The organism is Azovibrio sp. (genome assembly GCF_049658005.1).
GTDB lineage: Bacteria > Pseudomonadota > Gammaproteobacteria > Burkholderiales > Rhodocyclaceae > Azovibrio.
The window spans coordinates 1-15,740 of the sequence record NZ_JBASOH010000036.1; the positions used below are offsets into that span (position 1 = coordinate 1).

Sequence of the window (15,740 nt, forward strand, 5' to 3'; positions counted from 1 at the left end):
CGACAACCGCCTGCGCCAGTGGGAACAGCGGCTCGATGGCCTCGCCGCCCGCCTGCCCTCCCCAGCCCGGCAACTGGGCACCCGCCGGGAACGGCTGCGGGAACTGCAGCAACGCCTGGAACAGGCCGGCCAGCGCCAGATGGACGCAGCAACCCGCCATCTCCAGCATCTGGCCTACCGCCTGCAGCGCAATCAGCCCGCCCTGGGAGCCTATCGGGAAGCGGTGGATATGGCGGCCCTGCGCCTCCGGCATGCCTGGCGCCGCCAGCAGGAACACCGGGCCACCCGGCTCGAACAGGCGGATCAGGGCCTGCGCCAGCTCGATCCCCACGCGGTCTTGTCGCGCGGCTATGCCATGGTTTTTGCCCCCGGCGGCACCGCCGTGCGCGATGTCAGGGAACTAAATGCCGGAGACTCCCTCAAACTTGTCTTCGCCCGGGGAGAAGCGCGTGCGACCGTCGCTCAGACCGTCGCTCAAGTTGCCACCCCCGAGGAAGCCCAATAGAATCATCGGCTCACAACCCCAACAACCGGAGAAATACAAGATGGAACATCAACTTCCCGCCCTGCCCTACGCTCAAGACGCCCTGGCGCCGCACATCTCCAAGGAAACCATCGAATACCACTATGGCAAGCACCACAACGCCTACGTGGTGAACCTGAACAACCTGATCAAGGGCACCGAATACGAGAGCCTCGATCTGGAAGCCATCATCAAGAAGGCCCCCGCCGGCGGCATCTACAATAACGCCGCCCAGGTCTGGAACCACACCTTCTTCTGGAACGGCATGAAACCCGACGGCGGCGGCGAACCCAGCGGCGCCCTGGCAGAAGCCATCAACAAGAAGTGGGGCTCCTTCGAAGAATTCAAGAAGGCCTTCCAGGCTTCCGCCGTAGGCAACTTCGGCTCCGGCTGGACCTGGCTGGTGAAGAAGGCCGACGGTTCTGTCGACATCGTCAACATGGGCGCCGCCGGCACCCCGCTGACCACCGGCGACAAGGCCCTGCTCTGCATCGATGTGTGGGAACACGCCTACTACATCGACTACCGCAACCTGCGCCCCAAGTTCGTGGAAGCCTTCCTGAACCACCTGGCCAACTGGGACTTCGCGGCCAAGAACTTCGCCTGACCGACTTCAGTCTGACCGGCTGACGTTCCACTATCACCCCAAGGGCTCGACAGAGCCCTTTTTGCATCAGCAAAAAAGGCGGCCAGCCGCCGCCTTGTCCTGCATCACCTGCATCAGCAAACGAGCATCAGCAAACGAGCCAGCAAACGAAGTTCAGTCCTTGATACGGAAATCGTCGTGGCAGGCCTTGCAGGTTCCGCCCACCTTGCCAAACTGGGCCTTGACGGCGGCAGCATCGCCGGTGGCGGCGACGCGGGCCAGTTCATTGGCCTCCTGGTTGAAAGCCAGGGCCAGCTTGCCGACCTCCTGCTGCTTGGTGAAGAACTCGGGCTTGACGCGGGTCTTGACGCCCTTCACATTCTTTTCGGAACCCGGCACATACAGCGCCCCCATGCCGGAATTGGCAATGGCGGCAATGGTATTGGCGGCCAGGATCACCTGCTCCTTGTCATAAGTACCTTCGAGATTGGCCTTGATCTTGCTCATGGACCAGCTCATGTAGGCATAGCCGGACTGGCGATACTTGATGGCATCTTCCGGCTTCAGTGCCTGTTGGGCAAAAGCGGCACCGGTGACGGCCAGGGCTGCAACAGCAAGCGTGATCTTCTTCATCATGATTTTTTCTCCGTTTATCTTGTAGGACGATTCCCCGGGATGGGGAGTCCGGGATTATAAGTCAACAGCATGACGCTGCCACGACCAGGCCATCTTTGCTGCATGCCTGCATATCACACGGCAAAAACATGCTTCACTCTCAAGGCCGGACTGCCGGCCTCGATTTTCAGCAGGCGGTCGATATTGGGGTGCTTGCCCGGATTCTGGCGGGCGTCCTCGCCATGTTCGGCATAGATTTCCAGGCCTTTCTTCGCGGCTTCCTGGGTGATGGAACCGTAGGTCTGGGCCAGGTGGTTGTACACCGCCACGGAGCCGGCGCTGCCGGGCTTGTTCTCGATCAGGGCCACTTCCTGCCCCTCGCCATCCAGAAGCTGGAGGGCGGCCAGATGGGAAATACCGGGCAGTTTTTTCAGATTTTCGGCAAACGACATCGATCCATCCTCGTAAAAAGGCCGGTCCGCCTGGACGGCCGGGTATGAGAATCAAACTCGGAATCAAACTCGTGGAATCAAACTCGTGGAATCAAACGCAGGATCAATCGCAAGATCAATCGCAAAATCAGGCGCTCAGATGCGCCGGGCCAGCTCGGCGGCCTTGCCGATATAGTTCCAGGGGGTGAGCTCCAGGAGCCTCGCCTTGGCGGCTTCGGGGATCTCCAGGGATTGCACGAAGGCCTGCATGCCTTCCCGGGTGACCCGGGTGCCGCGGGTCAATTCCTTCAGCTTCTCGTAGGCGCCGGGCACGCCATAGCGGCGCATCACGGTCTGGATCGGCTCGGCCAGCAGTTCCCAGTTGGCATTCAATTCATCGAGCATGGCCTGGGCATCGACTTCGAGCTTGTTCAGGCCCTTTAGCAGGGAATCGTAACCGAGCAAGGTGTAACCCAGGCCGACGCCCATGTTGCGCAGCACGGTAGAGTCGGTCAGGTCGCGCTGCCAGCGGGAAATGGGCAGCTTCTCGGAAAAATGCCTCAAGACGGCGTTGGCCAGACCCAGGTTGCCTTCGGAGTTCTCGAAGTCGATCGGATTGACCTTGTGCGGCATGGTGGAAGAGCCCACTTCGCCGGCCTTCACCTTCTGCTTGAAAAAGCCCAGCGAGATGTAGCCCCAGACATCGCGGTCCAGGTCGATCAGGATGGTGTTGGCGCGGGCGAAGGCGTCATAGAGCTCGGCCATCGCGTCATGGGGTTCGATCTGGATGGTGTAGGGGTTGAATTCCAGCCCCAGGCTCTCGACGAAGCGCCGGGCAAAGCCTTCCCAGTCGAAATCCGGATAGGCGGCCAGGTGGGCGTTGTAATTGCCGACGGCGCCGTTGATCTTGCCCAAGAGGCTTACCGCGGCGATGCGGGAGCGGGCGCGATCGAGGCGATACACCCCGTTTGCCATTTCCTTGCCCAGGGTGGTGGGGGTGGCGGGCTGGCCATGGGTGCGGCTCATCATCGGCACCTCGGCGAGTTGATGGGCCAGCTCGCGCAGGCGGCCGATGACCTCGTCCAGGGCGGGCAGCAGCACCTCGTCCCGGCCGGCCTTGAGCATCAGGGCGTGGGCGAGGTTGTTGATATCCTCGGAGGTGCAGGCGAAGTGGATGAATTCGGCGACCCTGGCGACTTCGGCATTCCCCTTCGTCTTGTCCTTGATCCAGTATTCCAGGGCCTTCACGTCGTGGTTGGTGCGGGCCTCGATGGCCTTCACCTCGGCCGCCTGCTCGGGGCCAAAAGCCGCCACCAGGGCATCGAGCTCGGCCACGGTGGCGGCGGAGAAGGCGGGAATCTCGGTGAATCGGGGTTCGGCCGCGAGGGCCTGCAACCATGCGATTTCCACCTCCAGGCGGCGGTGGATCAGGCCATATTCGGAGAACCGGGGGCGCAGGGCATCCACCTTGCCGGCGTAGCGGCCATCGAGGGGGGAGAGTGCCGTGAGGGCGTGCAGGGACATGGGCAAATCCTTGAAAAACAAGGGCGCGATTCTACCCTCCGGGAAGAGCGGCGGCAAACCAGAGCCCACTACGCCGCCCCATGACGATCAGGCATCCCCCACCTCCGGACGCGCCAGCTTCAAGCGATCGGCGTTCTGAAGCAGGGTGCCGCAGCGCCAGGAGTCCGGGTCGCCACCAGTGCCGGCATGAGTGGAGGGACGAGCTATAATCCGCTCACGCTAACTCACGAGATTTCAATGAAGCTGCTTGGCTCCTTGACCAGTCCTTATGTGCGCAAAACCCGTATCGTGCTGGCAGAAAAAAAGATCGACTACGACTTCGAGCTCCAGTCGCCCTGGAGCGAAGATTCCGTTGTGCCCAACTTCAATCCGCTCGGGAAGGTTCCCGTCCTCATCCTGGATGATGGCACCGCCTTGTTCGATTCCCGCGTCATCGTCGAGTATCTGGACAACGTCACCCCCAACAACAAGCTGATGCCCGGCCCCAACCGCGAGCGCACCGAAGTCAAGCGCTGGGAAGCCCTGGCCGACGGCCTGCTGGATGCCGCCGTCGCGGCCCGTCTGGAAAGCCAGCGTCCGGCGGCAGAGCAAAGCCCGGCTTTCATCCTCCGGCAGCGGGAAAAAATCATGCGCAGCCTGGCGTTCATGGCCCGGGAACTGGGCGACCAGCCCCACTGCATGGGCATCCCGATGAGCCTGGCCGACATTGCGGCAGGGACCGCTCTCGGTTATCTGCGGTTCCGTTTCCCCGACATCGAATGGAGCCAGGCCCATCCGAATCTGGCCTGGCTCTATGACAAACTGTCCCAGCGCCCCTCCTTCCAGGACACGGCGCTTCGAGAAGAGTGATCACGGACGTGCGCAAGGCCCGCCCCGGCTCGTTTCAAGCCCTTCCGGCGACCCCTGAGCCGTCTTTTCTCTCCGGTCTGCCGCCGCCCTCTCCTGGCTTTCATGTTGAAGACATGAAATAATCCGGAAAGAATCACTCTCGCCGCATCGGCCGAAAAACGCATCCTGCGGCGGCATACTCCACAACTGCGCCCACAACTGCGCACCCCAAAAAATGGCAAATGAATTTACCTGGTCAGACAGCTACAGCGTCGGCATCCCGGAAATAGATGAACAGCACAAGGCCCTGTTCGATCTGATCGAACGCCTGCACAAGGCCATCGCCGCCCGCCAGGGCTCGGCCGCCTGCATCGAGATCCTCAAGGAGCTGGTGGACTACACCCGCATCCATTTCACCCTGGAGCAGAGCCTGATGCACCTGGGGGGCTACCCCGGTTATGACGACCACTGCCTGCTGCACAAGAATCTGGTGGCCGAGGTGGAGAGCCTGCAGAAGAAGATCGATTCCGGCACCGTGGCCATCAGCTTCGAGCTGCTGCACTTCCTGCGCAACTGGCTGACCCAGCACATCCTGGTGGAGGACATGAAATATGCCGCCTTCTTCCAGAAAAGCGGCCACAAGCAGTTCGACCACTGGGCCCGGAAATCGGAACAGGCCCTGCGCTCCCACAAGAAGAAGTGGTGGAAATTCTGGTAAGCCGCCCCCCGGCAGTGCGCTGATCCATGCGTGGCCGTTCGGGCCGAGCCTGGCGAAGCCCGGGCTTTTCCCGGCAAGGCCCGGCAAGGCCCGGCGATGAGACCGGAACGAAGAGCAGGGTTCAGCCCGAGCAGATGATCCCGCCGCCCAGGCACACCCGGCTTTCATAGACCACCACCGACTGGCCCGGCGTCACGGCCCACTGCGGCTGGGCAAAGCGGAGCTCGCAGCGCTCCCCATCCACCCGCTCGATCTCGCAGGGCGCATCCTCGCTGCGGTAGCGCGTTTTGGCGGTGTAGACCCAATGCGTGCGTGGGGCTTCCCCGGCCACCCAGGAGAGTTGTTCGGCCACTAGAACATCGCGGGCCAAGGCCGGATGATCGTGGCCCTGGACCACGTACAGCACATTTTTTTCCATGTCCTTGCCGGCCACGAACCAGGCCTCGTGCTCGCCTCCCCCGGGCTGGCCCTTTTCCTTCTGGCCGCCGATGTGCAAGCCCTTTCTCTGGCCGATGGTGTGGTACATCAGACCGTCGTGCTCGCCCAGCACCTTGCCGTCATCCAGACGGCGGATTTCTCCCTTTCTGGGCGGCAGGTAGCGGGCGAGGAAGTCCTTGAAGGGCCGCTCGCCAATGAAACAGATGCCGGTGGAATCCTTCTTCCCGGCCACATGCAGGCCGGCGGCGGCGGCCATCTTGCGTACCTCGCGTTTGTAGAGACTGGCCAGGGGAAACAGGGTTTTCGAGAGCTGGGCCTGGTTCAGGCGGTAGAGGAAATAACTCTGATCCTTGCTGCCATCCTCGGCCTTGAGGAGCTGATAGCGCCCGGCGAATTCCCGCACCCCGGCATAATGGCCGGTGGCGATGTAATCGGCACCCAGCCCCAGGGCATGATCGAGGAAAGCCTTGAACTTGATCTCGGAATTGCACAGCACGTCCGGGTTGGGAGTGCGGCCGGCCTGATATTCGCGCAGGAACTCGGCAAACACCCGGTCGCGGTACTCGGCGGCGAAATTGACCACTTCCACGTCGATGCCGAGCACATCGGCAATGCTCATCACGTCAATCAGATCCTGGCGCGAGGAGCAGTATTCCTCGGTGTCGTCGTCCTCCCAGTTTTTCATGAAGAGGCCGATCACATGGTAGCCCTGCTGTTTCAGCAGCAGCGCCGAGACAGCGGAATCCACGCCTCCGGAGAGGCCCACGACAACAGTTTTTCCCTTGCTAGACATCCGGACCTTCTCCTTGCATCCAGGCCTCCAGCGGCAAAATTACCGCCGGCTTGCCGTTATCCACAAACCAGCTATCGACCACGAAACGCCGGGCCGGCACGTCATCCGACGCCACCCGCGCTTCGATGACGGCGGAGTAATGCTGGAAAATGATGCCCCGGGTGCGCCGCGCCGGTTCCAGCACCCGATGCCAGTGCAAGCCACCCTGCTGCTCCAGCAACTGCAGCAAGCGGGTCGTGGTGGTGGAATGGTCGACGCAGTCCATGCGGCCAAAGACGCCCTGGTCCGCGTAATTCCCGCCCCGGTCTTGACCAATGGGCGTCTGCTCCGCCGCCAGGGCATACAAGTCGCCTATCGCCACGGCCAGACGAGCCCGCTCCTCTTCCGGGCTCCCGGCCTCATCCAGATTTTGCAGCACGGCCTGTAGCCGCTGGGCGTCAAAAAGGACGGGCCGATGGCTGACACAGCCGTAATTGAAGCACACCTCCACGGCCGGCAAGGCGGACGGGGCCGCCATGCCGGGCAGGGCCGGGAACAGGCCCAGCAGGAACAGCAAAGGCGCCCGGCTCATCCGTAATGGGTGATCGCATCGAGGGGCAGACGCCGCCCGGTCAGATAATCTTCGACACAGCGCAGGATCAGGGGACTGCGATGGCGTGCCACCGTTGCCCGCACTTCTTCCAGGCTCAGCCAGCGAGGGCCGAGGATGCCTTGATCCAGCGGCCGCTCGGGATCGTGACCGCGCAACTCCCCCGTAAAGGCAAAGCGCAGATAAGCGGCCTCCCGATCGGGCCGGGGCCATTGGTAAATCCCCAGCAGGTGCTGGGGATGAAAAGAGTAGCCCGTTTCTTCCAGGCACTCCCGCACCACCGCCTCGATCAGGGATTCCCCTGCCTCCAGATGCCCGGCAGGCTGGTTGAAGCGGACACCTTCGCTGGTTTCCTCCTCCACCAGCAAAAATTTTCCATCCCGCTGCACCACGGCAGCAACGGTCACATGGGGTTTCCAGACAAGTTCGGACATGGTCGGAGCCAATGGGAAAAGACGTTATTCTAGCGGACGAAATCCGCTAAAATGAGCAGCTTTCACGCTTCAGGTTAAATTAAAGGAGACTAGCATCATGTCCATGGCGGATCGCGACGGGTTCATCTGGTACGACGGCAAACTGGTGCCGTGGCGGGACGCCACGACCCACGTTCTCACCCATTCCCTGCATTACGGCATGGGGGTTTTCGAGGGGGTGCGCGCCTACAAGACCGAGGCGGGCACCGCCATCTTCCGGCTCAAGGAACACACCAATCGCTTCTTCAACTCTGCCCACATCTTCCAGATGGACATGCCCTTCGACAAGGACACCGTCAACGAAGCGCACAAGGAAGTGCTGCGCGCCAACAATCTCGATTCCGGCTACCTGCGCCCGCTGGCCTTCTACGGCTCGGAAAAGATGGGCGTATCTCCCAAAGGCGCCAAGGTGCATGTGATCATCGCCGCCTGGCCCTGGGGCGCCTACCTGGGTGAGGATGGCATGGAGCGCGGCATCCGCGTCAAGATTTCCAGCTACACCCGCCACCATGTGAACATCACCATGGTGCGCGCCAAGGCTTCCGGCTCCTACATGAATTCGATCCTCGCCAACAACGAAGTGACCACCGACGGCTACGACGAAGCCATGCTGCTCGACCCCGAAGGCTATGTCGCCGAAGGGGCCGGCGAGAACGTCTTCATCGTCAAGCAGGGCAAGTTGTACACCCCCGACCTGACCGCCTGCCTGGAAGGCATCACCCGTGCCACCATCATCACCCTCGCAGCCGAGCTGGGCATCGAGGTCCAGGAAAAGCGCATCACCCGCGATGAAGTCTATTGCGCCGACGAGGTCTTCTTCACCGGCACCGCCGCCGAGGTCACGCCGATCCGCGAACTGGACAACCGCACCATTGGCACCGGCAAGCGCGGCCCCGTCACCGCCTTGCTGCAGCAGAAGTATTTCGAAGTGGTGTACGGGCGCTCTCCCGACCACAAGGACTGGCTCGCCTACGTGTGAGAGAAAGGGAATCCGGACATGGCAGATCAAAACCGTACCGTCGAAATCACCGCAAGCGACCTCCCCCTGTGCTGCCCGCCTCCCGGTGCCGCCCTGTGGAGCCAGCATCCCCGGGTATTTCTGGAGGTAGCCCACACCGGCGAAGTGCGGTGCCCCTATTGCGGCACCCATTATGTTCTCAAGGGTGATCTGCCCAAGGGACACCACTAGGAGTCATCGGTGAAGCCCGGCGGCTCCCCCGGCGGCTCCCCTGGCGGCTCCCCCGGCGGCTCCCCTGTGCGGGCCTTGATTGTGGCCCCCGCCTGGATTGGCGACGCCATCATGGCCCAACCCTTGTTTGCCCGCCTCAAAGCCCGCGAACCCGAGCTGATGCTGGATGCCCTGGCGCCCGTCTGGGTCGAGCCGGTACTGGCCCGCATGCCGGAAATCACGCATATTGCGGAAAACCCCTTCGCCCACGGGGAACTTGCTCTCAAGAAACGCTTCGCCCTGGCCCGTGAAATCGCCCAGCAGGGCTATCAACGCGCCTACCTGCTGCCCAACTCCCTGAAGTCAGCCCTGATCCCCTTCCTTGCGGGAATACCCCGGCGCATCGGGTTCACCGGCGAAAGCCGTTTCGGGCTGGTCAATGTCCGCCACACCCTGGACAAGACCGCGCTCCCCCTGATGGTGGAGCGTTTTGCCCAACTGGCGGAAACACCGGGCCAGACCATCGAACGTCCCATCCCCAATCCGCGCATCACCTCCACCCCGGAACAGCAGGCCGCCGCCCTCACGGCCCTGGGCCTGGAAAAGCCCAAACGCCTGGTCGTGCTCTGCCCCGGGGCCGAATTCGGCCCCGCCAAGCGCTGGCCGGTGAATCATTTCGCCGCCCTGGCCCGGGTCCTGGTAGAACGCGGCCACCCGGTCTGGCTGCTGGGTTCCGGCAAGGACAAGCCAGTGGGAGACGCCATTGCCGCCCAGACGCCGGAGAATTGCCTCAATCTTTGCGGCAGCACCAACCTCGCTCAGGCCATCGACCTGATCGCCCTGGCGAAACTGGTGGTCTGCAACGATTCGGGCCTGATGCATGTCGCCGCCGCCCTGGACCGGCCCTGCATCGCCCTGTTTGGTTCCTCCAGCCCGGAATTCACCCCTCCCCTGTCGGATCAGGCCACCGTGCTGCGCCTGGACTTGCCCTGCAGCCCCTGTTTCAAGCGGGAATGCCCCTTCGGCCACACGGACTGCCTCGCCAAGCTGGAGCCCGCCCGAGTCCTGGATGCCTGCCTGAGCCGCCTGGGTAGCTGAGAGAATCTGACCATGAACCCGCCTGTCCCCCCCTTGTTCGCCACGCCGGAAGATGTGGAATCCGCCTTTTACGACGCCATTGCCCGGGGCGATCTGGAAGCCCTGATGGCGGTCTGGTCCGAAGATGAAGAAGTCATCTGCACCCACCCCACCGGCCAGCAACTGGTAGGGCTGCCCACCCTCCACGAAAGCTGGCGCCAGATTCTTGCCAGCACCCGCCTGCAGATCAATAGCAGCCGCATCGCCCAGTGGCAGAGCATGCTACTGTGCGTGCATCAGATCACGGAAACCCTGCAGGTCGGCCAGGAGGTGACCGGCCCCCTCCAGGCCACCCATGTTTATATCCGCGGCCCCCATGGCTGGCGCCTGGTCTGCCGCCATAGCTCCGCCGCAGCGGAACCCAGCGTCAGCGAAAGCGATCACCGGGTCTTGCACTGATTCAGTCTTCCCCTGCGCCAATGCTTTACGCATTGCGCGTCGCCCACTACACTCCCCCACCAGCATGACGAGAAAATAATGACGAACCTTCCCGCCGAAATTTTCAAGGCCTACGACATCCGCGGCATCGTGGATCGCTCCCTGACTCCGGACGTGGTGCGGCTCGTGGGCCAGGCCCTCGGCTCCCTCGCCCGGGAACAAAACCAGAGCGCCATCGCCGTCGGCCGCGACGGCCGCCTCTCCGGCCCCAGCCTGGCCGGCGCCCTGATGGACGGCATCTGCGCCGCTGGCATGGACGCCATCGACATCGGCTGCGTGCCCACCCCCCTTACCTATTTCGCCGCCTACGAGCTGGGCTGTGATTCCTGTGTCTCGGTCACCGGCAGCCACAACCCTCCCGACTACAATGGCCTCAAAATGGTGATCGGCGGCACCACCCTGGCCCTGGACGCCATCTTGCAACTCAAGACCCGGATCGAGGCCGGCCATCTGCTCACCGGCCAAGGGCAGCGCCGCAGCGCCGAGGTGCGCTCCGCCTATCTGGAACGCATCCTCTTTGACGTGAAGCTCGCCCGTCCCATGAAGATCGTCATCGACTGCGGCAATGGCGTCGCCGGGGCCGTGGCACCGGAACTGTTCCAGGGCCTGGGCTGCGACATCGTGCCCCTCTACTGCGACGTGGACGGCACCTTCCCCAATCACCATCCGGACCCCTCCAAGCCCGAGAATCTCGCCGACCTGATCCAGGCGATCGAGGAGACCGGCGCCGAGCTCGGCATCGCCTTCGATGGCGATGGCGACCGGCTCGGTGTAGTCACCCGGGATGGCGAGATCATCTATCCCGACCGGCAGCTGATGCTGTTTGCCGCCGACGTGCTCTCCCGCGTTCCGGGCGGCCAGATCATCTACGACGTGAAATGCACCCGCCTGCTCGCCCCCTGGATCCGCAAGCATGGCGGCGAAGCGCTGATGTGGAACACCGGGCACGCCCTGGTAAAAGCCAAGCTCAAGGAAACCGGCGCTCCCCTCGCCGGCGAGATGAGCGGCCACATTTTCTTCAAGGAACGCTGGTACGGCTTCGACGACGGCCTTTACGCCGGCGCCCGGCTGCTCGAGATCCTGTCCCGCAGCCGCGATGCCAACCCGGTATTGAAGGCCCTGCCCAAGGCCGTCTCCACCCCGGAACTCAACATCAAGATGGCCGAAGGCGAACCCTTCGTGCTGGTGGACAAGCTCAAGGCCAGCGCCGGATTCGCAGGCGAAGTGGAGCGCATCACCCTCGACGGGCTACGCATCGAATACGCCGACGGCTTTGGTCTTGCCCGCCCCTCCAACACCACCCCGGTAGTCGTGCTGCGCTTCGAAGCCGACGATGAAGCTGCGCTGGCCCGCATCCAGGCCGATTTCCGCCAGGCCCTCCTGGCCGCCTGGCCGGGCCTGGCGCTGCCATTCTAGGAAGCCACATGAACAGTTCCTCGATCTACCTGGGCCGCCAACCCATTCTGGATCGACAGGGGCTGCTCTATGGTTGCGAGTTGCTGTTTCGTTGCGCCCAGTCGCAGGACCGGGCTCTGGTGCTGGATGACAGCGCCGCCACGGCCACGGTCATCACCCACGCCTTCACCGAACTTTCCCTGGGCAATGCCCTGGATGGCAAACATGTCTTCATCAACGTGGGGGAAGAACTGCTGTTTTCCGAAGCCCTGGAATTCCTCCCCACCCACCAGGTGGTGCTGGAAATCCTGGAAACCATCACCGTCACGCCCCGGGTGGTGGAACGCTGCCAGGCCCTGAAAGCCCGGGGCTTCGCCCTGGCCCTGGACGATCTGCTGGAGATCACCCCGGCCGTCCAGCCTCTGCTGCCCCTGGCGGACATCATCAAGGTCCCCCTGCTGGACGACTGGGAAAACCAGTCTGCCCTGCTGGCCTACCAGCTCCAGCCCTATCCGGCCCGGCTGCTGGCCGAGCGGGTGGAGACCCTGGACCAGTACCGCAAGTGCAGCGCCCTGGGCTTTCAGTTGTTTCAAGGCTATTTCTTCGCCCGCCCGGCCCTGCTCCAGGGACGCAAGCTCAGCCATGACAAACTCACCCTGCTGCAGTTGCTGGGGCAGATCCTGGCCGATGCCGAAACCGCCGATCTGGAGCGCACCTTCAAGAGTGCCCCGGACCTGACCATGAACCTGTTCCGCCTCACCAACTCCGTCGCAGCCGGACGCCGGACCCAGATCACCTCCCTGCGCCATGCCATCACCCTGATGGGCCGCCAGCAACTGCAACGCTGGCTGCAGCTACTCCTGTTCGCCGGCAGCCATCAGGAAGACCCGGGGCGCAATCCCCTGCTGCAGATGGTGGCGATCCGCGCCCGACTCATGGAAATGATGGTGCTAAGCCAGACCCCACCCGACAAAGCCCTGGCCGATCAGGCCTTCATGGTCGGCATCATGTCCCTCACCCCGGCCCTGCTGGACATGGGCATGGAAGAAGTGCTCAGCCAACTGAGCAATCTGCCGCCCCGGGTGCGCGAAGCCCTGCTTTCCCACACCGGACACCTGGGCAAGCAGCTCCTGATCGTGGAGGCCCTGGAATGGCAGGACAGCGAACAACTCCCCTCGCTCCTGGCCGAGATTCCCGGCCTGCGCCAGGAAACCCTCAACGACCTGCTCTGCGAAGCCATGGCCTGGGCAGCGGCGCTGGGACAAACAGCCGCCCTGAACGACGACTGAACCGTTCTGCTCCCTGGCGGACCACTGCACCGAATACGTTCAACCGTGATCGGGAGCCATTGCGGCATTCCCGGATTCAGCGCTCCAGGCGCAGGCGACAGGCGTCAACGACCGATTTTATCTCCCGCGCCATAGCCGGCCTGATCTGAACGCGATCAAACCGCTCAGCCAATGAGCTTGCCTGCAGCAACATCCGGTCGATGACCTCCTCCGCCTGTTTCGTCGGGACGCCACCTTCCTCCGCCAGACGCAATAAATGCCGGCGTTCGATGGCAGCACCTGCGCCGCACACGTCCAGGTGGTGCTGACCCATCGGGCCTTCGCTGAAGGTCAGATCAAAAGCCGGCGCCAGCCGCCAGCGCCGGTCACGCCCGAGACGCCAGGCGAAGTTTTTCGGATGGTCGTCACGGTTGTGGAAGAGCACATTGAAGACGGCTCGTGCATAGGCTTTCTCCACTTCGCGTTCGTCGCGCGTCAAGAAGCGGGTGGCGCGCAGGAAGGCGGTGTAGTCGGTGGCACCGGGCAGGCGAAAATCCACCTGCAACAATCCAGCCAGACTGTGCACCGGGACGCGTTGCCCACCTTCCCGGTCGAAGCGCGCGACGCCGAAGGCGGCCAGTTCCGGGCCAAGGTCGAACCAGCGACTTTCGGGCACATCCAGTCCGCAATCCCGAGCCAATTCGGCATAGAGCTGCTCGATGACGCAGACCTCCTTGTGTTCGTTCTGCGCCGGGAACTTGACCAGCCAGGGACTGCCGGGCGCATCAGGACGGGTGCTGACTTGCCCGGTCGCTGCGTCGTACTGCACCAAGGCCTTGGGTCGAGCCCCTTGCGGCGAGCCGCCAGTGAGCGCGAGTTCGCGCAGGGCTGCCCCCGCCTCGCCCGCGAGCGCGAGACGGCTTTGCTCGGCCAGCACCCGCAAGGACCAGTCGGGCGCCTGGGCGCCGGCATCGCTCGCCGGAACAAAGCGCAGAGCGCCCATGGCGCGCTCACCAATGCAGGCCAGACGGTCCAGTGGCCCGGGATGACGCAAGCCGTGTTGACGGAACAGGCGATCCATCAGCAGCAAACCCCAGCCGTCAGGCAGACTGTCGGCGATCAGGCCCGGAAGGCGATGCAAATGGGTCGGAAAGCTCCCATAGGCTTCGGCACGCAGCTTCAAATGCAGGGGTGACAACTCCAAACCCTGAGCCAGAGCCTCGGGGGAATATTCGAAGAGCAGGGTTTGGCCGTCATCGGCCAGTCGCCCCAGCGGCCAGTCCTCGCCCCAGCCGCAATAATGCACGGTGAGCTGCTTCATGAGGTCTTCTTGCGCGGCGCGCGCCGGCGTCGACTGACGGCGTCAATCTGTTCCATCTGGGCGATGGATTGCCGTTTGAGGACGAAGAGATCATCCATCGCCTCCTGTAGCCCGAGCGCCTGCGCGACGCGGATCAGCGTTTCCAGCGAGCACTGGCCGTTGCTTTCGAGTTTGCGCAACGCCCCCAGCGACAGTCCGGCCATTTGCGCCAGTTCACGTTGCGTCAGCGACTGGGCAAGGCGCTGCTCCCGCAGACGAACACCCAGCGCGTGCTGGATCTCAGCGGAAGTCGAGAGATGAAAAGTCACTTTAATGACCCTTAACGCCAAAAAAATTGCGTAAGCGCCATTTTAGCGGACTTTACTTATTCTTGAAAGCAGATGGCTGCGATAGCTGCCGCGAGCGATCATGCGGTGACCATCGTAACGCTACGATAACGTAGCGCTACGATGTTACGGTGCAGGCTCCTGTCCAGCCGCAGGCGCCCCCAGCAGTACGGAAGGCTCCACCCCCAGTGCCTCGGCCAGCTTGAAGATGTTGAGCAATGCGATGTTGCGCTGCCCACGCTCAACCCCCCCCAGATAGCTGCGTGCCAAGCCACTTTCCAGTGCCAGGCGTTCTTGCGACCACCCTCTGGTCTTTCTGATTTCTATCAGCTTCAGGCCGAAGCGTAGTCGGGGATCAAGGGCCATATTTCTCTCTGCTTAAAGAGAAATGACTCTATGAGTACCCCCTCTATAGGGCTACGCCCGATAAGTACCCGCACTATACGTGACAATTGAATTCAAACGCCATAGAATGGCCTCTATGAGTAACAAAATGGAGGAGATGACGTATGGCAAGCGTCTGGAAGACTGCTGGGATGGAAGCGGCTGCGGGGCTTGCTGTTCCGGTGGCTGGGCTTTCAGGTCTCGCTGCCGCTGGTCTTACGCTGATTTTTGTTCTGGCGATGTTCGGCGTGGGGCCTGCGCGCCTGTCACAGACATCGCTTTGGGGGCTGCTGACCAGTGAGCTGATGCTTTATCTGCTGATTTCACTGGCGATCTTCACGCTGTCCTTCCGCTTTCTGGCGCGCTTGCAGGCCCGCTGTCAGGCACTTGTCGCCAGGATCAACGCCCAGCAGGGCCTGTCATTCGATGCTGGACATCTCTTGGGCTATCCCGCGCCAGCCTTTCTGGTGTTTGACCGGCAGCATCGCAAACTGGCTGTCTGCTCAATCGTGGATGAAGCCTGGCGCATCTACGACTTCTCTTGGCTGCTCGGCTGGCGAATGACCTGGCGCGAGGTCGAGAGCATGGAGATGAACAGCGGTAGCCGTCAGGTCAACGCCAGCGGCATGAGCGTGCCGACCTTCGAGCGCACGGTACGCGCCAAAAACTTCGCCATCGAGCTGCAAACCGCCGATCCGCAACGATCAGTGCTCAGTTTTCCCATGAGCCGTCGGGCGGCGGAAACCTGGTGTGCCCGGCTCAATGCCATCTTCAACGGATAACCT

General features: G+C 62.7%; 20 protein-coding genes. 11 read left to right on the plus strand and 9 right to left on the minus strand.

All coding sequences use genetic code 11. The annotated features are described in order from the left end of the window. A partial coding sequence (locus tag WBH99_RS03420) for an exodeoxyribonuclease VII large subunit (RefSeq protein WP_424218711.1) occupies nt 1–505 on the plus strand: 505 nt, incomplete at its 5' end. A gap of 40 nt (nt 506–545) precedes the next feature. Beyond that, nucleotides 546–1,130, plus strand: coding sequence for a superoxide dismutase (locus WBH99_RS03425; RefSeq protein WP_424218712.1), 585 nt, complete (start codon nt 546–548; stop codon nt 1,128–1,130). Between the two features lie 153 nt (nt 1,131–1,283). Here WBH99_RS03425 and WBH99_RS03430 read toward each other — a convergent pair whose 3' ends face one another. The 3 genes from WBH99_RS03430 to purB form a co-directional block, all read right to left on the minus strand. Beyond that, on the minus strand, nt 1,284–1,745 hold the full coding sequence (locus WBH99_RS03430; protein WP_424218713.1) for a c-type cytochrome: 462 nt from the start codon (nt 1,743–1,745) through the stop codon (nt 1,284–1,286). A 113-nt stretch (nt 1,746–1,858) separates the two neighbouring features. Then, nucleotides 1,859–2,176, minus strand: coding sequence for a DUF2322 family protein (locus tag WBH99_RS03435; RefSeq protein WP_424218714.1), 318 nt, complete (start codon nt 2,174–2,176; stop codon nt 1,859–1,861). A 135-nt stretch (nt 2,177–2,311) separates the two neighbouring features. After that, a complete protein-coding gene (gene purB / locus WBH99_RS03440; protein ID WP_424218715.1) occupies nt 2,312–3,679 on the minus strand; it encodes an adenylosuccinate lyase in 1,368 nt (455 codons plus the stop codon). A gap of 237 nt (nt 3,680–3,916) precedes the next feature. Between purB and WBH99_RS03445 the strand changes: the two genes are divergently transcribed. Together WBH99_RS03445 and WBH99_RS03450 are read left to right on the plus strand one after the other, a co-directional pair. Next, nucleotides 3,917–4,528 (plus strand): glutathione S-transferase, encoded by a 612-nt coding sequence (locus WBH99_RS03445; protein ID WP_424218716.1) that lies wholly within the window; start codon nt 3,917–3,919, stop codon nt 4,526–4,528. Between the two features lie 214 nt (nt 4,529–4,742). Then, entirely contained in the window at nt 4,743–5,225 is a 483-nt protein-coding gene (locus tag WBH99_RS03450) for a bacteriohemerythrin (RefSeq protein ID WP_424218717.1), read from the plus strand. A gap of 121 nt (nt 5,226–5,346) precedes the next feature. Here the strand turns inward: WBH99_RS03450 and mnmA are convergent, their stop codons facing one another. From mnmA to WBH99_RS03465, 3 genes are read right to left on the minus strand one after another with little or no spacing between them, the layout of a single operon-like run. Beyond that, entirely contained in the window at nt 5,347–6,456 is a 1,110-nt protein-coding gene (gene mnmA / locus WBH99_RS03455; RefSeq protein WP_424218718.1) for a tRNA 2-thiouridine(34) synthase MnmA, read from the minus strand. Then, nucleotides 6,449–7,027 (minus strand): hypothetical protein, encoded by a 579-nt coding sequence (locus WBH99_RS03460; RefSeq protein ID WP_424218719.1) that lies wholly within the window; start codon nt 7,025–7,027, stop codon nt 6,449–6,451. The genes mnmA and WBH99_RS03460 overlap by 8 nt, the downstream gene beginning before the upstream one ends. Continuing rightward, nucleotides 7,024–7,479: an NUDIX hydrolase gene (locus tag WBH99_RS03465; protein ID WP_424218720.1), complete on the minus strand. Its 456-nt coding sequence runs from the start codon at nt 7,477–7,479 to the stop codon at nt 7,024–7,026. The genes WBH99_RS03460 and WBH99_RS03465 overlap by 4 nt, the downstream gene beginning before the upstream one ends. A 97-nt stretch (nt 7,480–7,576) precedes the next feature. Between WBH99_RS03465 and WBH99_RS03470 the strand changes: the two genes are divergently transcribed. The 6 genes from WBH99_RS03470 (at nt 7,577) to WBH99_RS03495 (ending at nt 12,945) form a co-directional block, all read left to right on the plus strand. Next, nucleotides 7,577–8,497 (plus strand): branched-chain amino acid transaminase, encoded by a 921-nt coding sequence (locus WBH99_RS03470; RefSeq protein ID WP_424218721.1) that lies wholly within the window; start codon nt 7,577–7,579, stop codon nt 8,495–8,497. Between the two features lie 18 nt (nt 8,498–8,515). Further along, nucleotides 8,516–8,707 carry a zinc-finger domain-containing protein gene (locus tag WBH99_RS03475; RefSeq protein WP_424218722.1) on the plus strand — a complete coding sequence of 64 codons (192 nt, stop codon included), beginning with the start codon at nt 8,516–8,518 and terminating at the stop codon, nt 8,705–8,707. 9 nt (nt 8,708–8,716) lie between these two features. Further along, nucleotides 8,717–9,784: a lipopolysaccharide heptosyltransferase II gene (gene waaF, locus WBH99_RS03480; RefSeq protein ID WP_424218723.1), complete on the plus strand. Its 1,068-nt coding sequence runs from the start codon at nt 8,717–8,719 to the stop codon at nt 9,782–9,784. 12 nt (nt 9,785–9,796) lie between these two features. Beyond that, the gene (locus tag WBH99_RS03485) at nt 9,797–10,222 is read left to right on the plus strand and encodes a YybH family protein (protein ID WP_424218724.1); all 426 of its coding nucleotides are present in this window, start codon (nt 9,797–9,799) and stop codon (nt 10,220–10,222) included. 78 nt (nt 10,223–10,300) lie between these two features. Continuing rightward, nucleotides 10,301–11,677, plus strand: coding sequence for a phosphomannomutase/phosphoglucomutase (locus WBH99_RS03490; protein WP_424218725.1), 1,377 nt, complete (start codon nt 10,301–10,303; stop codon nt 11,675–11,677). A gap of 8 nt (nt 11,678–11,685) precedes the next feature. After that, a complete protein-coding gene (locus WBH99_RS03495) occupies nt 11,686–12,945 on the plus strand; it encodes an EAL and HDOD domain-containing protein (protein ID WP_424218726.1) in 1,260 nt (419 codons plus the stop codon). A 76-nt stretch (nt 12,946–13,021) separates the two neighbouring features. On the opposite strand, the gene WBH99_RS03500 is transcribed toward WBH99_RS03495, so the two are convergent. From WBH99_RS03500 to WBH99_RS03510, 3 genes are all read right to left on the minus strand, one after another. Then, the gene (locus WBH99_RS03500; RefSeq protein WP_424218727.1) at nt 13,022–14,245 is read right to left on the minus strand and encodes a type II toxin-antitoxin system HipA family toxin; all 1,224 of its coding nucleotides are present in this window, start codon (nt 14,243–14,245) and stop codon (nt 13,022–13,024) included. Then, nucleotides 14,242–14,553, minus strand: coding sequence for a helix-turn-helix domain-containing protein (locus tag WBH99_RS03505; RefSeq protein WP_424218728.1), 312 nt, complete (start codon nt 14,551–14,553; stop codon nt 14,242–14,244). Before WBH99_RS03505 ends, WBH99_RS03500 begins: the two co-directional genes overlap by 4 nt. Nucleotides 14,554–14,697: 144 nt before the next feature. Then, the gene (locus tag WBH99_RS03510) at nt 14,698–14,937 is read right to left on the minus strand and encodes a helix-turn-helix domain-containing protein (protein ID WP_424218729.1); all 240 of its coding nucleotides are present in this window, start codon (nt 14,935–14,937) and stop codon (nt 14,698–14,700) included. Nucleotides 14,938–15,080: 143 nt separating this feature from the next. Here WBH99_RS03510 and WBH99_RS03515 point away from each other — a divergent pair, with 143 nt between their 5' ends. Then, nucleotides 15,081–15,737 (plus strand): hypothetical protein, encoded by a 657-nt coding sequence (locus tag WBH99_RS03515; RefSeq protein WP_424218730.1) that lies wholly within the window; start codon nt 15,081–15,083, stop codon nt 15,735–15,737. The last annotated feature ends 3 nt before the right edge of the window (nt 15,738–15,740 follow it).